The sequence below is a fragment of the Nostoc sp. ATCC 53789 genome, from assembly GCF_009873495.1.
In the GTDB taxonomy this organism is placed as follows: Bacteria; Cyanobacteriota; Cyanobacteriia; order Cyanobacteriales; family Nostocaceae; genus Nostoc; species Nostoc muscorum_A.
The window spans coordinates 6,259,084-6,277,541 of sequence record NZ_CP046703.1; the positions used below are offsets into that span (position 1 = coordinate 6,259,084).

Sequence of the window (18,458 nt, forward strand, 5' to 3'; positions counted from 1 at the left end):
AGGAATTATTTACTCTCTGTAAAATCAGCGTCAATCACATCGTCGCCGCTACCAGAGCTAGAGGTGGAACCACCATCTTGAGGTTCAGCACCTGGTGCAGCACCCGCACCAGCTTGTTGATAGATGTTACTACCAACAGCGAATAGAGCTTGTTGCAATTCTGGGGTGAGCTTTTTGATTTGCTCATCGTCTTCTTTGGCAACTGCTTCCCGCAGTTCTTTTACCAAACCTTCAACTTTAGTCTTGTCAGCAGCCGGAACTTTATCGCCCAATTCTTGTAACTGCTTTTCAGCTTGGTATGACAAGGAGTCGGCTTGGTTCTTGCGTTCAATCTTCTCACGCCGTTCTTTGTCAGATGAAGCATTTTGTTCAGCTTCTCTTACCATCCGGTCAACGTCAGTTTTATCCAGGGTGGAAGCACCAGTTATGCTGATGGACTGTTCTTTGCCAGTACCTTTGTCCTTAGCGGTGACGTTAAGGATACCGTTAGCGTCAATATCGAACACCACTTCAATTTGAGGAACGCCACGTGGTGCAGGAGGAATACCATCAAGGCGGAAGGTTCCCAAACTCTTGTTATCGTTAGAAAATTCGCGTTCACCTTGAAGGACGTGAATTTCTACGTTGGTTTGACCATCCACTGCGGTGGAGAAGACTTCCGATTTTTTGGTGGGGATTGTTGTGTTGCGGGGAATAATTTTGGTCATTACGCCGCCCAATGTTTCAACACCCAAAGAAAGTGGTGATACATCTAACAGTAAGATGCCAGTGACTTCATTATTCAGTACACCTGCTTGAATCGCTGCACCAATTGCCACGACTTCATCAGGGTTAACACTTTGGTTAGGGTCTTTACCCAATACCTGCTTCACAATCTGGTGGACTGCGGGAATACGGGTAGAACCACCAACTAACACCACTTCATCAATATCGCCTTTGCTTAACTTGGCATCGCGCAAAGCGTTTTCCACAGGAACACGGCAACGGTCGATTAAGTCAGAACAAAGTTCTTCAAAGGTGGCACGAGTCAGGGTTGTATCCAGGTGCTTAGGCCCATCCTGGGTAGCAGTGATAAATGGTAAATTGATTTCTGCTTGGGTAACGCTAGAAAGCTCAATTTTTGCTTTTTCTGCGGCTTCTGTCAGACGTTGTAAAGCTTGTTTGTCTTTGCGTAGTTCAATGCCTTCGGCTTTCTTGAACTTTTCAGCTAAGAAGTCAACTATTTTTTTATCAAAGTCATCACCACCAAGGTGTGTATCCCCAGATGTGGCTAGTACTTCAAAAACTCCATCTCCTACTTCTAGCACGGATACGTCGAAGGTACCACCACCAAGGTCAAAGACGAGAATGGTTTCGTTACTCTTCTTGTCAAAGCCATAAGCTAGAGAAGCAGCAGTTGGCTCGTTGATAATCCGCAGAACTTCAATACCTGCAATTTTACCAGCGTCTTTTGTCGCTTGCCGTTGAGAGTCGTTAAAGTATGCGGGAACGGTGATTACAGCTTGGGTAACAGTTTCACCAAGGTATTTGCTGGCATCTTCAACTAGTTTGCGAAGAACTTTTGCAGAAATTTCTTCAGGAGCAAACGGTTTACCAGCTATCGGACAATCTAATTTGACATTGCCGTTGCTGCTGAGAACTTTGTAAGAAACTTCAGTTGCTTCGTTACTCACTTCGTCGTAGCGGCGACCGATAAAGCGTTTGACTGAGTAAAACGTATTTTCGGGGTTCATCACCGCTTGGCGTTTGGCGATTTGGCCAACCAAGTTGTCGCCATTTTTCGCAAATGCCACTACTGATGGGGTTGTCCGAAAACCTTCAGCATTAGCAATTACAGTAGGTTTACCACCTTCCATCACTGCCACGCAGGAGTTCGTTGTTCCTAAGTCAATTCCAACTACTTTTGCCATTTTAGGTGCTGGCTCCGTATAACTACAAATGAATGAATGAGAATATAAAGGACTAAATTTTGAACCAACAGGGTCAATAAATCAGCCAATTCAGCATGAATACCTTTGATTTGGCTTTCCTGGGGTTAAAACTCCAGACTATGCTGATATATATACTGAAGCTTAGTGGTAGCCAGTCCATGAAGGGTGGTTTCCCGAACCTTGCTTAGGACGGTTAAACTAACTAAATAGTTTTTTTAGTTGGTTCATGGATTGATTTGCCTTCACTCTGTCTAATGTATGAGAATTAATACTTTCAGTAATTAGGGTGAACCGTAACGTCCGAGTGGTGTTTGCCGTCTTTAGAGGTAATAAACTACAGAAGCACTGAGAATTGGGCATTGAGCATTGGGCATTGAATTAAATATTACTCAGCACTTACTCAAGTCTAGAGAAAAGAGTTTCCCAATCAATTACAGGTGGTCTTTGTCCCTGGTTGACTATTTCAAAAATTTTCTTGGAACTACTTGGCTGAAAAAGGCATTCCACGCAAGCGTTTGCTACATCAATCCGGCTGGTATCACCCGAAAGTGTATCCCCAGTGCCTATAACCACACCATACTTACCATCAGTTTTGGCCTTTAGCAGTGTGTTGAGGTCGTATGAAGTATAGGGCCCGTCAATCAAGCGTCCTGGGCGGATAATCGTGTAGGGCAATCCTGAATTAATAATGGACTCCTCACCTTTTTGTTTGGCATCCAACACGCCGAACGCATTAAGAATACTAAAAGGAAACTGATCTTTACGGAGAATTCCACAAGAAGAGACGAAAACGAACCGCTTCAAATTCTGGGGTGCTGCTGTAACTAGGTTGCTGACACCTTGGGCATCAACCTTGGCTGGACTATTCTTTGCTTTTGCTTCGCTAGATTTGGGGTTAAGGAAAGTTATTCCCCATTCAAGCAAGTTCGGGGGTTGGTCAAACTCCCATCGCGAAGAAGGAAAGGCAGTGGTTCCAGTACAACTGATGATGTGGGTGACATCTTGTGTTGCAGCTGGGAGTGTAGCTGGCTGGCGGATGTCACCAACGGCAATTTCCACTCTCTGGTTAAACATTTCTTCGACTTTTGCGGCATTGCGTGTCAGAACGCGAACTTTCAAACCCTTTTCTAGGAGTTTGCCTACCACTAGTTGCCCTACTCCACCAGTAGCACCAGCAACTAGTACCAAATCTTCAGCCGAAGTTTCAAAAGAAGTCATAAATTGCCTTTGAGATAGTCTCTTTTTAATCTACTCAAATAAATGGGTTAGCGTACCCTGCTGGAAGAAAGCTAAGCGTAGCGTCTGTCTACGACACGCTGCGCGAACGCAGAGAAGGTATCGCCAAAATAGACTCAGATTAAAACATTTGGCTAATAGCTGTTGATTCTGTAGCTTTCAGGCTGACAATTGGGAATTTTAAAATCAGGGCAAATTTCCCAAAACTGAATCAGAACAGTAGCAAGTACTTGAGGTTTCGAGCAAGGAATGAAAATTAGTCAAAAATTAATTTCGGGTATTCTGGGAATGGCTACCATCTCAGTAATTGTTGGTGCGATTAGTGCCGATCAACAATTGAAGATAGCTAAGTATCTTGCTCAACAAGAGGCTGAAGAGGTTGCTGGATTACTGGGATATTTCGTAAGTCATGAGCTTGAATACCACGAACTGCGATCGCGTGAGAAAATGCTAGCCCATTTACAAAACCATGTAGAATTGCTACATAAGCAACGTCAGCGCGATCTAGAAATTGTAGATCGTAATAAAATCATTCTGGCAGATGTAGTTGCAGAAGATATCGGTACGCGATTAGATCACGATCGCAATAATGAAGTTGGTAAAACTATTCAAGATGGTATACCAAGAACTTATGTTGAGTCCAGTCCTGAATACCCAAATGGGATTCAATTGATTGCTGTTGCTTTTAAGACTGGCAAGGGTGAAACAATTGGGGCAGTAATTTTGGAATATACCCCGCTTTACAAAGCAGCACTAGCAACAGCCGAAAAGAATATTATTGTGACGTTGTTCATCAGTCTGGGATGTAGTGTATTTGCATTAGCAGCAGGTTATCTGCTCTCTAAAAGCATCTCAAAACCGATTAAACAACTCCAGCAAGCTGTGGTAAATCTGACTGAAGGTAAACTCGATACTAGAGTTAGTATTCGCTCCCAGGATGAGATTGGCGAGTTAGCCACCTCGTTCAATAAAATGGCGGACGATCTGCAATATTCTAGAAATGAATTGGTCAACGCCAATGAACAATTACGAGACGAAATTACCGAACGCCAAGAAGCAGAAGCAGAACTTCAGCAAGCTCTGAAAGACCTGCAAAAAACCCAAATTCAATTAATTCAATCTGAAAAAATGTCAAGTCTGGGTCAACTAGTCGCGGGAGTTGCCCATGAAATCAACAATCCGGTTAATTTTATCTACGGCAACCTCGAATACACTGATGATTACACTCAACAGATGTTGCTGTTAATTAAGCTTTATCAAAAACACTACCCCTATCCAGAGCCAGAAATTCAAAATGCTAACCAACTGAACGATATTGAGTACCTAATAGAAGATTTGCCTAAGATGTTAACCTCAATGAAAATGGGGGCTAAACGCATCCGGGAAATTGTTCTCAGTTTACGAATTTTCTCTCGCTTGGATGAAGCTGAGTTCAAAACGGCTGATTTGCATGAAGGAATCGACAGTACTCTGTTAATTTTGCAACATCGGCTCAAGGCACTAAATAATCGCCCTCAAATTGAAGTGGTCAAAGAGTATGGAAAAATGCCTAAAATTCAGTGTTTTGCAGGGCAAATGAATCAGGTATTTATGAACCTCTTGGCAAATGCAATCGATGCTTTAGAAGAGTGTTTCCAAAAAGAACTTTGTCCAAATCCCTTAATTCGCATTTCTTCGGAACAGGTAAATGAAAATGTTGTGATTCGGATTGCTGATAATGGATCGGGAATTCCAAAAGAAATTCAGTCGCGTTTATTTGACCCTTTTTTCACTACGAAAGCAGTTGGTAAGGGGACTGGTATGGGATTATCGATCAGCTACCAGATAATTACTGAAAAGCATGGTGGCTCTTTGGAATGTATTTCATCACCGGGACAGGGTGCAGAGTTTGTGATTGCAATCCCCATTCGAGCAGGGAAATTAGCACAATCATCAATCAGCGATCGCATAATAGGTTAAGTATGAGTGTTTTTCAGCCCATAACTGCGTAGGCGTAGCCCGTCGTAGATATCGCTACATAGGGGAAATTGCGCCCGAATTGTTCGGTTCTACCACTTTCAACAGTACACAAATGGTTATAACCTCGTAAGTAGTAGCGAAATGTCTACCTTAGACGCTGTTAGTCGCTCTTGAATTAAGGGGTGAAAGCCTGTGTACGAATGGATATTGCCAAGTCTGAGCGAAATCTTGGCCCAAAATCAATCAAGTGTGGCTGAATGTTCACCTGGTAAAGCAGAGCGGCAGTGGCGTGTCAGCCTCGCAGCAACTGAACATTTGCTATTAAATACTTTAGCAGCTAATCCAGTTGACACAATCCAAGGATTAGTTTTAGCTGCACCTGCACCCTTATTCAGTCAGCCAAAACTGACTCAAAACTTACAAACAGTAACTTTCACAGCAAAACCATTTAATCCGTTGGCACTGATGCCATTTCAGATGCCAGATGTCATCGCACCCATAGATGAAGAAATCGCTCCTCATGAATCGGTACTTCCTTTATTACCTGCCGATCCTCTGGGGACAGAGCAGTTTTGCTTAGTTTTTACAGATAAATTTAGATTAGTACTGGTTTTAGCAACCCACAAAAACGGTAAAAAAACCTTTTCATTTTCTTTTGAGCCGGAAGTAGTAGAGCAAGCTTGGCGATCGCTAGGTGCGAGAGTAATGCTGGCTAATCCAGAATTTTTTGCCCGTCTGGATGTATTAGTACAACAATATTCTCCGGTAGCACCAGATTGCCGCATCATGATTCAGTTTAGTCAGTTGTTGCTTCAGGAATTAACGGAAGCAGAAGAGACTGGGGAAGAAGCAGGGGAGCAAGGAGCAGGGAGCAGGGGGAAAAATACCAATTCCCAATTCCCAATTCCCAATCCCCAATCCCCAAATCCTGATGTCGAACTGCTCCAAGCCTTCGCTCACGAAGTTCGCACACCTTTAACAACTATTCGCACCATGACTCGTCTACTGCTGAAGCGGCGAGATTTAGATGCTAGTGTAATCAATCGCTTAAAAATTATTGATCACGAGTGTACTGAGCAAATTGATCGCATGGAGTTGCTGTTTAAGGCAGCAGAATTAGAAACTACTGCCTCTACAAAATGTCCAAAAACTCAACTCACACCGATGTCTTTAGATCAAGTGTTGCAGCAGAGCATTCCTCGGTGGGAACAAGCAGCGCATCGCCGGAACTTAACTTTAAATGTTGTTTTACCCCAGCAACTACCAACTGTGGTAAGTAATCCCATGATGCTCGATCAGGTACTCACCGGTTTGATAGAGAATTTCACTCGCAGCTTACCCTCTGGTAGCCATATTCAAGTACAAGTTATTCCGGCAGGAGATCAACTGAAGTTACAATTATCGCCGCAATTTGGGTGCAAAGATTCCAGTAAAGCCGCAACACCTGCAACGCCACCAATTCGCAAAGCCCTTGGTCAATTGCTGATGTTCCAACCAGAAACAGGTACGATTAGTTTGAATATTGCTGCAACCAAGCATTTATTTCAAGCGATCGGCGGTAAATTGATTGTGCGTCAGCGTCCACACTATGGGGAAGTTTTGACGATTTTCCTTCCCTTAGAAGTTAGCAATAAACATAAATCTGGAGCTAAAACTTGGGAGTGAATATTCATCAACTATTTTTTTAAATTATAAATATTCACTCTAAATTAACGTCAATTAAAGAAACCTCTCCCTGCCTTGAAATTTAGTTTAAGGCAAAGTTTTTTATTCGACTAATTACCCCTTTAAATGTGGATAAAATCTTTGGGTAATAATTCCTCTTCTCTCTGTGTTCTCTGCGCCTCTGTGGTTCGATAAATCACTTTTAAGCTGCATAGAGGAAAGCAGAGATTTTACGAGTTACCTTCAAAAGGCTTGTCTGAGAATTTATTGCGGACACAATATTACTCATTTAACTTACATGAAATTAAACAGGAATTAAATTCCTCTGACTTGCCATTTGTAAAAATAGATGCCAAAAATGGATATAAATTCTGGCTAACAGCCAAGTACACATTTGTGTAAAAACCAATAGGAGAATTATGGCACATTTTGAAATAATCGAAAAAGAAAGCTTACGTTTAGTTAAGGTCACTTTGCAAAACGAAACAGTACGGACTGAATCTGGTGCTATGTACTATATTCGTGGCAACGTTCAGATGCAATCTAAAGCCCCTTCAGCAGGTGGGTTTTTAAAATCCTTAGCCACAGGAGAAAACATTTTCCGTCCTACATATACAGGTACGGGCGAATTATATTTAGAGCCGTCTTTAGCGGGATATCACATTCTAGAATTAGACGGTAGTGAATGGATTTTAGATAGTGGCGCTTATTGGGCTAGCGATGGCAGTATAGAAGTAGGAATTGAACGAAATAAATTTGTATCAGGCTTAATTGGTGGCGAGGGTTTGTTTCAAACAAAAGTCAAAGGTAGGGGTAAAGTGGTAATGGTAGCACAAGGCCCTGTAGAAGTAATAAATTTACAAAATGACCGATTAGTTGTTGATGGAAATTTTGCGATCGCTCGCACAAATACTTTAAATTATCGCGTTGAAAAAGCTACTAAATCTCTTTTAGGTTCGATGACTTCTGGTGAATTTCTCGTCAATACTTTTGAGGGAACTGGGACTGTATTGCTTGCTCCCATACCTTATTGGAAAGTCATGATGATTCGGCAAATTACTGCCGCGCTACCAAAAACTTCTAGCTAATAATCATTAATTATCAGTTATATCATGTCCGCTTAAAGATTGATGTCCAGATCCCCGACTTCTCAAAGAAGTCGGGGATCTAATTTTTCACGAATGATTTAGTATTGCTATATAACTCCAAAGCTAATAGCAACGAACTGGGGATTGTCAGATGTGGGTTAAGCCAATGCGGACTTTAAATCACTTTCTGCTTGTCGCAACGCATCTGGTAATTTACTCGCATCGCGTCCGCCAGCTTGGGCTAAGTTCGGTCTTCCGCCGCCGCCACCACCGCAGATTTTAGCGATCGCACCCACAAATTTACCAGCCTGTAAACCTTTTTTGTTAACTTCTGGACTAAAAGCTGCAACTATGCTAACTTTATCCGCTTCGGGAACAGAACCTAGCACCACTGCACCGTTACCGATTTTTTGTAACAGGCGTTCGGCTGCGGTTTTCAATGATTCTGGATCAACATTTTCTAATTGGGCGACGATAATTTTATGATCGCCTACAGTTTCGGCTGTTTGTAGCAAGCTGTCAGATTTAGCGATCGCTAATTGTACCTTCAAGGTTTCCAATTCCTTCTGACTATTTCTGAGTTCGCTTTGCAGACTTGTAATTCTGTCTGGTAATTCTTCGGGTTTCACTTTAAAGCGATCGCTCAAATCTTTAACTACTTTATCCCGCAGGTTGAGATAATCTAGGATTGCTGGCCCCGAAACAGCTTCAATGCGCCGCACCCCAGAAGCCACGCCAGCTTCCGAGATAATCTTAAACACGCCAATTTCAGCCGTATTACTCACATGAGTGCCACCGCAGAGTTCCATTGATACGCTAGGGAAGTCAATCACGCGAACTTCATCGCCGTATTTCTCGCCGAACATGGCAACAGCACCCTTAGCTTTCGCCTCGGCTAAAGGTAATACTTCCACCTTTGCGGCGTGTGCTTGGGCAATCCAAGTGTTTACCTGTTCTTCAATTTGTTGCACTTCTTCTGCTGTCAAAGCGCGGGGACAGTTGAAGTCAAAGCGCAATCTGTCAAAGGAAACTAGGGAACCAGCTTGAGATATGCCATCATCAACAATTTTTTTCAACGCCGCTTGCAACAAGTGCGTTGCGGTATGGTTAGCTTGGGCGCGACGGCGACAAGCCGGATCAATTTGGGCGGTGACGCGATCGCCTACGCGCAGTGTACCGCGTTCGATGCGTCCGAAGTGAACAAAGAAATCAGATTCTTTTTTAACGTCTTCCACCCGAACAACAATACCATCACCAGAGATATAACCGCGATCGCCAATTTGTCCGCCAGATTCAGCATAAAATGGCGTTTTATCAAGGACTATTTGTACCTGTGTCCCCGCTTCTGCTTCTTCTTGAGAAACACCTTCTAACAAAATCGCTTCGACTATTGCCGTCGCCGCCGATTGGGTGTAGCCTAAAAACTCGGTGACTTGGATGTGTTCTGCTAGCTTGTCGAGGGAACCTTGGACAGTTAAATCGATGGTTTCATGTGCATCTCTACCACGTCCTTTTTGAATTTCCATTTGTGCCTCAAATCCCTCAGCATCAACTGTGAGATTATTTTCTTCGGCAACTTCTTGAGTAAGTTCGAGGGGAAATCCGTAGGTGTCATAAAGTGTAAATGCACTTTCACCACTAATTTGAGTGTTTCCTTGCTGTTTTACCTCTTGGATAATTTCTTCTAAGAGTTTTTCGCCTCTATCCAGAGTTCTAAGGAAATTGGATTCTTCTCGTTGCAACTCAGCTTTTATTGCTGCTTCCCTTTGGCGCACATTGGGGTAAGCTGATTCCGAAAGAGCGATCGCAGATTCGGCAACTTGGGTAGTAAATTCGCCAGAAATCCCAATTAATCGCCCATGACGCACCACCCGCCGAATCAATCGCCGCAGCACATAACCCCTTCCCACGTTAGAAGCGCGGATTTCATCAGCGATCATGTGGACAACAGAACGAACGTGATCGCCAATGACTTTTAGGGAGACTTTGGTTTTTTCATCACTTTTGTGGTAGTCAATGCCAGCAATTTGAGCGGCTGTTTGAATTATTGGGAAAATCAGGTCAGTTTCGTAGTTATTGGGCACTTTTTGGAGTATTTGCGCCATTCTCTCCAAACCCATACCCGTGTCGATGTTCTTGTTTTGCAGTGGCGTTAAATTGCCTGAAACATCTCGGTTATATTGCATGAACACGAGGTTGTAAAACTCGATGAACCGGGAATCGTCTTCTAAATCGATATTTTCGTCACCGCGTTCTGGGTGGAAGTCGTAATATATTTCTGAACAAGGGCCACAAGGGCCAGTCGGGCCAGATACCCAAAAGTTATCATTTTCGCCCAAGCGTTTAATTCTGGCTACCGGCACACCGATTTGATCGCGCCAGATAGCAAAGGCTTCATCATCATCTTCAAAAACGCTGACAACCAGATTTTGAGGAGAAAAGCCAAAGACTTGTGTGGAGATTTCCCAACCCCAAGCGATCGCTTGTTCTTTAAAATAATCACCAAAGCTGAAATTACCCAGCATCTCAAAAAAGGTGTGATGCCGTTTAGTGCGTCCGACATTTTCGATGTCGTTGGTACGGATACACTTTTGCGAAGTCGTAGCCCGCTTAAATTCTGGTGTCCTCTGCCCCAAGAATATCGGCTTAAATGGTAGCATCCCCGCGATCGTCAGCAGTACGGTTGGATCTTCTGGCACGAGAGACGCACTTGGGAGGATTTGGTGACTCCGTTGGGCAAAGAAGTTGAGGAATGTGTTGCGAATTTCGTTACCGCTTAGGTACTGGGGATTTGAAGACATAGGTGTTTTTAACTTGAGACTTTAGACTCTAGACTTGGGCGTAGCGGCACTGGGTAAGTGTATTTTCATAAATAGCTTTATATATTCTTGCATTTTGTTTCATATTACCGCCAGCAAATTGTACAAGTCTGTGAGCTATACGCAGTGATGAGGATGCCATTATCTAACTCTGGTAGGATGTCCTGCTTCTGTGCCCGCCCTAGACATCGTAATTTTGGTCTTTAAGATTAATCCTTAAGTCTTTAAGATTAATCCTTAAGCCTTTAAGGCTAATCCTTAAGTCTTTAAGATTAATCCTTAAGAAATAGTTTAAAATTCCCATACTAGGGTAGCAAATGGCACTAAAACTGAAAGTATCAAATATTGCTTGCCTTACTAAGGGCAAAATTTAACTAATTTACCCGTATTAGGGGCAGGTTTTGACATCAAACTTTTTATTTAGCTTTTTTTTCGAGATTTTATGATGTTGCAATCAATTAAACAACCAGTTAAACAAAAGATGTGAGTTAAGCAAAGAAACACAGATAAAGTGCGTAGGCAGAAACATTTTGTTTATCCTGCTAACACATTGTGAACCCAAGTTTCACGTCTCACTTAATTTGGGGATTTTCACCCGATAAATTCGTTCTGTAATTCTAGAGCTTATTAGTGCCAGAAAGCTCCTGTCCATAGCAGGAGGGAGCTTTGCTGTCTATTTAGTTCGCATTATTTTTGCAATTTCAGTCTTATCTTAATACTTGATTAAAGCCTTGGTTATAAACCAAAAGGCTGAAGTCACCCATGAGAAATAAAATTTTTAATTCAACTATCTAATTTAAATTTTGATCGTTGAATCAAAAAACTTTATAATTTCTTAATTTTTCTCCATAAAAAGAAATTTATTTGTCTAATGTGGAGGTTATTCAGAGCTATTCATTTTTGTAATTTAATCAGCAAAACAACACTTAAGAAAGCACATGAATAGGCTTGATACGTCTCAATATTATTCAGTATTTTTACTGTTTGAAAAACATAGTGTAAAGAAGACATTAGTTGTCAGAAGTGAATATTTCAGAAATGCTAGAAGTAAATATAAATTCTTGAAAGGAGATCAAATTTGGAAAAATATTGTGGATTTTTCGTAAAAAAAAAGTATATAACCAGAAATCTAACTCAGCCTAAAAGATAATATTTAGTATTAGGCAACGATACTAGTAAATTACTCAACTTAATGTCTTTAAAATTTAAATAGGATAAAAAATAAAGCAATGAATATTTCTATTCTGGTCTTTGGAAAAAATAATTTTATCGCCACACTTCCAGATCAGATCCGTTATGCGGCTGCTTTTAGTGTAGAAGTTATAGACAATCTGAATCAAGCAGTGTCGCGGATTAAAATAGCGCCCCCCGATATAATACTTGTGCAGGCTAGCTTGGATGGCAGTATGGAACTGTGCAATTGGTTGAAAGAGCAGACAAAACTATCCTGGATATATTGTATTTTATTCGAGGATCGTTTCCAGCAGCTTATTGATAGAAATAAGGGTTGGCACAGAGAATTAGAGATGAGTGCTGCGGCTCTAAAACAAGGAGCCGATGCTTATATTTGGCATCTTATTGATGAAAAAACAGACCATAATTTAGCAGAGTTGACTGCCAATCATGGATTAATACTTGCTCAATTGACTGTTGGCTTGCGAAAAGCACAAAAATATCGAGATTTGATTCGGACAAATGATATGTTATCAGCGATCGCCTTAGCCGATTCGTTGACAGAATTAAATAATCGTCGTGCTTTAGAATGGGACTTACCGAGACAAATTCAAAGAGCGAGAACTCAAAAAACTTCCCTGAGTTTGATTATTCTGGATGTAGATCATTTCAAGAAAGTTAACGATACTCACGGGCATTTAGTAGGCGATCGCATTTTGCAAATATTATGTCAGCGTTTGCGGCACAATCTGCGCTGTCAAGACACAGCATTTCGCTATGGTGGCGAAGAATTTGTGATTCTTCTGGCTAATACTACCGATGAGGAAGCAATATTAGTAGCCCGTCGTCTTAATCGCATAGTTAGCGATGAACCATTTGCACTCAATAATAAACTGACAATTAATATCACCATTAGTCTGGGCACAGCCAGTCTGCAAGCTGATGATGATGAAAAAGGAGAAAGTCTATTGAATCGTGCCGATCAATGTCTCTTACAGGCTAAAAATGCTGGGCGTAATCGAGTTATGCACTCGAACCACCTATCTCATGTTTCACATTTGAAAGTTGTTTCTTCATAATTTGTCATTTGTCATTTGTCATTTGTCATTAATTTTTCCTCTGCACTCCTAACTCAGTATGACAATCTTCTACTGAAGTGCCTTGTCGCATAGCATTAACTAAAGCTTCGTAACTAGACCAATTTTCTTGTAGTAGGGTTTTTGCTTGGAGAGCATGAAACCGCAGTTTCTGTTGATAAACTGATTCAGAAAAGCCCAAAACTGTCAAGACTCCAATCAGTTTGCTTTTATCATCAGATCCACCCTCAGCATTATCAAAAACTAGGGTTTCAGCAGCAATACCAGCCATCCAAACAGTACAGTAGCGGTCTAGCATTTGGGCACTGATTTTACCCACTTCTAATTGAGAAGCTAATTCGCCATCATCAAAGCTAACACCACCTTGCCCAGGTTGCCCCTGTTTCCAGGCTTCCCAAGCGCTGAGTGTGTAGCCGGTAACGGGAATCCCCAGCAAGTAAGCAACCAAAAAATGCCCTGCTTCGTGGTGGACGATGCGATCGCGGTGTTCACTTGAAAAACCAGCAATCCAATCTAAAAAAATAGTACCACCCTTGCCTTGCAAGCTAAAACTATCTAACGTAGCTATGCCTAAGATAGCGAAGGTTGCAAGTGCCGGTACTGCTGGCGATAAATTCAAGAATGGCCCCAGCAGTACCGATAGGGTCATGAGAAAGATAGATATTGCAACTAAATTTAAGGTAGTCTGGCTCATTGAGAGTTTTCTGAGAATCTGCTTAATATTTCTTTATTATGATGTGATCGCACACCTTCTGTATCAAGTGTCTCTACAAATCCCTTGACGACGTAATTTCCCCATGAGAATTTGACTATCAGTGAAGAAATCTTACAAATATGGATATTCTGCATAACAGCAATAAGTCAGCCTGATTCATAGTAAGCGGTTTAAAACCTATAGATGCCGTTTGCAGATAGACCAAAATAAATGCTGTTAAATATTTTATGTGAAAATTTAAAATCCAGATTTTAGAGGTAAAATTACCTGTTATTGTTCTTACCTTAAATTGGCACAAAAAGTTATGAAACCATACCTTCCTCAAAATGATCCTGACCCTACAAAACGTAAAATATTGCTAGAGAGAAACCAAGGAGAGTATGAATTTGATTACGACTTTTTAACGCCTATGGCAATGCTAAAAAATGTACCTTCTATAGAAAACTTTTCAACTAAGTATATTGCTGAACGCACATTAGAGACAGCAGAACTACCTATAAATATGTTAGCCGTTAAAACCCGTTCTTTATGGGACCCTTTAGATGAATTGCAAGACTATGAAGACTATTTTCCAGTTTTGCCTAAACCTAATGTTATCAAAACATACCAAACTGATGACTCTTTTTGTGAACAACGGCTTTGTGGGGCAAATCCTTTTGTTTTACGTCGAATTGAAAAGATGCCAGATGGCTTCGCCTTTACCATTTTAGAACTGCAAGAAAAGTTTGGTGACTCTATTAACTTAGTTGACAAACTTACGAATGGAAATTTATATGTAGCTGATTATAGAGCGCTTGCGTTTGTTAAAGGAGGTACTTATGAAAGAGGTAAGAAGTATTTACCAACCCCTATAGCTTTCTTTTGTTGGCGCAGTTCTGGTTTTAGCGATCGCGGTCAACTAGTACCGATTGTTATCCAAATCAACCCCACAGATGGCAAACAGAGCCAGCTAATTACGCCTTTTGATGACCCTTTAACCTGGTTTCATGCCAAACTTTGTGTTCAAATTGCTGATGCTAACCATCATGAAATGAGTAGTCATCTGTGCCGAACTCACTTTGTTATGGAACCCTTTGCTATTGTCACAGCCCGTCAACTAGCCGAGAACCATCCCCTTAGCTTACTGCTAAAACCCCACTTCCGTTTCATGTTGGCTAATAATGACTTGGCTCGTAAGCGCCTAATTAGTAGAGGTGGGCCTGTTGACGAATTGCTAGCCGGAACTCTGCAAGAGTCATTGCAAATTGTCGTCAACGCATATCAAGAATGGAGCTTAGATCAGTTTTCCTTACCCACTGAACTAAAAAATCGGGGTATGGATGACCCAAACAACCTACCTCACTATCCCTATCGAGACGATGGCTTGCTATTGTGGAATGCAATTAAAAAGTTTGTGTCTGAATACTTGCAAATATACTACAAAACTCCCCAAGACTTAGCAGCAGACTTAGAATTACAAAGTTGGGCGCAGGAATTAGTTTCCCAATCAGGCGGGCGAGTTAAGGGTATTAGCAATCGCATCGACACATTAGACCAATTAGTTGATATTGCTACTGCGGTTATTTTCACCTGTGGGCCGCAACACGCTGCTGTTAACTACTCACAATATGAATATATGACTTTCATGCCCAATATGCCTCTTGCTGCTTATAAACAAATGACATCAGAAGGCACTATTCCTGACCGTAAAAGTCTATTATCATTTCTGCCACCGTCAAAGCAAACTGCTGACCAATTATCGATTTTATTTATCCTGTCAGCTTACCGTTATGACAGATTAGGGTACTATGATGATAAGTTTGTAGACCCAGAGGCTCAGGATGTTTTAGCTAAATTTCAGCAAGATTTGAACGAAGCGGAGCGGGAAATTGAGTTGAATAACAAGAGTCGTTTAATAAATTACAACTATCTGAAACCACGGCTTGTTACTAATAGTATTAGCGTGTAACTGAATATCATTGCAGTTGATTAGACATCTTCAAAAGTGTGACAGCTTTTGGAGATGTTTTTGTTTAGTAATATGCGATCGCGGTGTTATTTTGAAAAACCAGCAATCCAATCCAAAAAGATGGCGTTGCTGATTAGATATATGAATCTTGGTGTAGAGACGCGGATGTTTTCTCTATCACCAGAATGATGGCTACTTTTCAAGTCGCAGACATAATGTGACTTTAGTAGGTATAAAACATCAAATAGGGGATGAATGTGGCTGAACAATTCAAAAAAGGCGATCGGGTTGAATGGAACACTTCACAAGGTAAGACAACTGGCAAAGTTGTAAAGAAGCTTACTTCACCTACAGGTATTAAAGAACACCATATTGCTGCAAGTGAAGATAACCCTGAATACTTAGTTGAAAGTGAGAAGACAGGAAAAAAAGCTGCTCACAAGCCTGATGCTCTGAAGAAAGTAGAGGAGTAATGCTTCATGAGTAAAGATGTTAAAGCCGTGATTGACGAGTTTCATCAAGTTGTCAATATGACACCTAAAGAACTAGAGTCTTGGCTAGATACGGATGAGTCACAAACTGTAGGGCAAAAAGATGGCGACGATGAGTCAATCGGTCATAAATCTGGACGGCGTATCATCCAGCTATTGCAGAAAAAGGATGATTACACCAACGATGACCTTTCGCACATGAAGAAAGTTATTAGTTACGTCCATCGTCATATTGCACAGCAGCCATCAGGTGATTTGGAACACACACACTGGTGCTATTCTTTGAAGAATTGGGGACACAACCCACTGAAGTAAAGTACTTTGTAGCCCGTCATTTAGGTGGGCAAATTCCCGCGATCGCTCTAAATGTTTACGCCGAAGAAGCGACACAAAAACAGGTTTTGATAGCCGGATTTCAACTCCATATCGCTAAACCAGCCGATCCTGGCAAACTGGTAGCTGCGATCGCAAAACTGAAGCCTGTAAGGAAGGCGATTAAACAATAGTGCGTTTCTAACCTAGTTCCAAACTTGTCACAGCAAAGACGCGATCAATAGGTAAATTAGGAATTTCTTTAGTATACATCCGAGCAGTTTGAAAGACTGGCTCCAATTGGTAACGTTGAACTAGGTTAATTGCTTGTACATTTGCATCGGGTACATCAAAAAACACTGGAGCATGAGGATTTTCTGCAAGCAAGGCTTGAAATAATGCTTCAGCAATCTGTTCGTCATTAGCAAACAGTGGCCCAATCCGAAAACCTGTATGGGCAGGCCGGATAACTCCGTAACCAACAAGATATCCATTTTTGAGAAACCCGAAAGCAGTACTTTCTGGCTGTTCAATCCAATGTCGCAGAAACACTGGACGCTTAGAAGGAAAAAATTGGCAATCGTAAGCCACCAACTCTTCAAAAGACACTGTTTTCAGGTCGATGATACCAGCAGGCATAACACCGCCACCCACCCCTTGATAACGAATATTCTTATAAGCGATTTGGAAACCAGACTTTTTGTAGTTATCTTGTTGAGCTACCACACCATCCAAGCCGATGTTACGATCAGCACCGAGATAGTCCATTGCTGTCTTCCAAATTTTCATACCCAACCCCTGCCCACGAAACTGGGGTTTCACAATGTAAAAACCTAGAAAGCCAAAGTGTTGATCGTAAGCAACAGCAGAAATACACCCCACTGGCTCACCATTCAACTCGCCCAATAAAAAACCGTTCTTGTCAGTTTGATAAAAAGATTCAGCATCATACCTTCCTGGATTCCAACCTTCGCTTGCTGCCCAAGTAATCGCCAAATCAATTTCCGACCTTTTCATTGTGCGGACGATGAAGTCGTCAGGGATCATAATATCTTATGACTATGAGGTTGTTAACTATTTAACTTCACTTTCGCAAACCCAGCGATAACTCTTAATATTTTTATACTCATCTATTGTAAAATTACATTCGTTCTGATATAAAATAAATCACTCGAATACTACTGTTCTATTACCATAGACTAATACACGATTTTGTAAGTGCGATCGCACCGCTCTTGCTAATACAACTCTCTCCAAATCTTTGCCTTTTCTCACCAAATCATCCACTTCATCACGGTGACTCACTCGAACTACATCCTGTTCAATAATTGGCCCTGCATCTAAATCAGCAGTGGCATAATGAGCAGTTGCCCCAATAATTTTTACCCCACGTTCAAAAGCTCGGTGATAGGGGTTTGCCCCAATAAAAGCTGGTAAAAAGGAGTGATGAATATTAATAATTTGCGGGAATTGATTAATAAAATCTGCACTAACAATCTGCATATATTTTGCCAATACAACTAAATCTATTTTGTACTGGCGGAGCAATTCTAGTTGTTTGGCTTCTTGTTCAGATTTATTATCTTTAGTGATGGGAACGTGCTGAAAGTCAATATTAAATTGTTCTGCTACTACCTTTAAATTAGCATGATTACTAATAATTAAAGGGATTTCAGCCACAAATTCTTTAGCGCGTTGTCGCCAAATTAAATCAAATAGACAATGGTCTTGCCGACTTACCCAAATAGCAATGTGTGGTACTGTATCAGAAAAACGTATTTCCCACTTAGCGCCAAGAGGTTGTGCAATGGCATTAAAAGCCGGGGCAATAAATTCTCGCGGTAAATTAAACCCCTCTAACTGCCATTCAATGCGGGTGAGAAATAAGCCAGCAGCAAAGTCTGTATGCTGATCTGCATGGATAATATTACCACCGTTAGAGTAGATAAAATTGGCAAATTTTGCCACTAGTCCCCGTTGATCTGGGCAGGAAATCAGCAATGTTGCTGTGGGATTTGTCATCA

General features: G+C 41.4%; 15 protein-coding genes. 9 read left to right on the forward strand and 6 right to left on the reverse strand.

Annotated features, from left to right (window positions below; translation table 11 throughout):
- Positions 1–5 precede the first annotated feature (5 nt).
- Positions 6–1,910 (reverse strand): molecular chaperone DnaK, encoded by a 1,905-nt coding sequence (dnaK, locus tag GJB62_RS25895; RefSeq protein WP_114084881.1) that lies wholly within the window; start codon positions 1,908–1,910, stop codon positions 6–8.
- Positions 1,911–2,327: 417 nt separating this feature from the next.
- A complete protein-coding gene (locus tag GJB62_RS25900; protein WP_114084880.1) occupies positions 2,328–3,149 on the reverse strand; it encodes an SDR family oxidoreductase in 822 nt (273 codons plus the stop codon).
- Between the two features lie 267 nt (positions 3,150–3,416).
- On the opposite strand from GJB62_RS25900, the gene GJB62_RS25905 reads away from it, so the two are divergent.
- From GJB62_RS25905 to GJB62_RS25915, 3 genes are all read left to right on the forward strand, one after another.
- Complete coding sequence (locus tag GJB62_RS25905) at positions 3,417–5,126, forward strand: ATP-binding protein (RefSeq protein WP_114084879.1); 1,710 nt, start codon at positions 3,417–3,419, stop codon at positions 5,124–5,126.
- Between the two features lie 192 nt (positions 5,127–5,318).
- Entirely contained in the window at positions 5,319–6,791 is a 1,473-nt protein-coding gene (locus GJB62_RS25910; protein WP_114084878.1) for a HAMP domain-containing sensor histidine kinase, read from the forward strand.
- Between the two features lie 419 nt (positions 6,792–7,210).
- Complete coding sequence (locus GJB62_RS25915; protein WP_114084877.1) at positions 7,211–7,879, forward strand: AIM24 family protein; 669 nt, start codon at positions 7,211–7,213, stop codon at positions 7,877–7,879.
- A 158-nt stretch (positions 7,880–8,037) separates the two neighbouring features.
- On the opposite strand, the gene alaS is transcribed toward GJB62_RS25915, so the two are convergent.
- On the reverse strand, positions 8,038–10,680 hold the full coding sequence (gene alaS / locus GJB62_RS25920; RefSeq protein WP_114084876.1) for an alanine--tRNA ligase: 2,643 nt from the start codon (positions 10,678–10,680) through the stop codon (positions 8,038–8,040).
- Between the two features lie 1,247 nt (positions 10,681–11,927).
- Between alaS and GJB62_RS25925 the strand changes: the two genes are divergently transcribed.
- Entirely contained in the window at positions 11,928–12,950 is a 1,023-nt protein-coding gene (locus tag GJB62_RS25925) for a diguanylate cyclase (RefSeq protein ID WP_114084875.1), read from the forward strand.
- Between the two features lie 28 nt (positions 12,951–12,978).
- On the opposite strand, the gene GJB62_RS25930 is transcribed toward GJB62_RS25925, so the two are convergent.
- The gene (locus GJB62_RS25930; protein WP_114084874.1) at positions 12,979–13,662 is read right to left on the reverse strand and encodes an ATP-dependent Zn protease; all 684 of its coding nucleotides are present in this window, start codon (positions 13,660–13,662) and stop codon (positions 12,979–12,981) included.
- A gap of 325 nt (positions 13,663–13,987) precedes the next feature.
- On the opposite strand from GJB62_RS25930, the gene GJB62_RS25935 reads away from it, so the two are divergent.
- From GJB62_RS25935 to GJB62_RS25950, 5 genes are all read left to right on the forward strand, one after another.
- A complete protein-coding gene (locus tag GJB62_RS25935) occupies positions 13,988–15,631 on the forward strand; it encodes a lipoxygenase family protein (protein ID WP_114084873.1) in 1,644 nt (547 codons plus the stop codon).
- Between the two features lie 54 nt (positions 15,632–15,685).
- A complete protein-coding gene (locus GJB62_RS38075) occupies positions 15,686–15,820 on the forward strand; it encodes a hypothetical protein (protein ID WP_258551485.1) in 135 nt (44 codons plus the stop codon).
- 68 nt (positions 15,821–15,888) lie between these two features.
- Positions 15,889–16,104, forward strand: a complete 216-nt coding sequence (locus GJB62_RS25940) for a DUF2945 domain-containing protein (protein ID WP_114084933.1) — start codon at positions 15,889–15,891, stop codon at positions 16,102–16,104.
- 6 nt (positions 16,105–16,110) lie between these two features.
- Positions 16,111–16,437: a DUF3140 domain-containing protein gene (locus tag GJB62_RS25945; protein WP_114084872.1), complete on the forward strand. Its 327-nt coding sequence runs from the start codon at positions 16,111–16,113 to the stop codon at positions 16,435–16,437.
- Positions 16,413–16,628 carry a hypothetical protein gene (locus tag GJB62_RS25950; protein WP_114084871.1) on the forward strand — a complete coding sequence of 72 codons (216 nt, stop codon included), beginning with the start codon at positions 16,413–16,415 and terminating at the stop codon, positions 16,626–16,628. Before GJB62_RS25945 ends, GJB62_RS25950 begins: the two co-directional genes overlap by 25 nt.
- Positions 16,629–16,635: 7 nt before the next feature.
- Here the strand turns inward: GJB62_RS25950 and GJB62_RS25955 are convergent, their stop codons facing one another.
- Complete coding sequence (locus GJB62_RS25955; RefSeq protein WP_114084870.1) at positions 16,636–17,481, reverse strand: GNAT family N-acetyltransferase; 846 nt, start codon at positions 17,479–17,481, stop codon at positions 16,636–16,638.
- Positions 17,482–17,601: 120 nt separating this feature from the next.
- Positions 17,602–18,456, reverse strand: a complete 855-nt coding sequence (gene purU / locus GJB62_RS25960) for a formyltetrahydrofolate deformylase (RefSeq protein WP_114084869.1) — start codon at positions 18,454–18,456, stop codon at positions 17,602–17,604.
- Between the last annotated feature and the right edge of the window lie 2 nt (positions 18,457–18,458).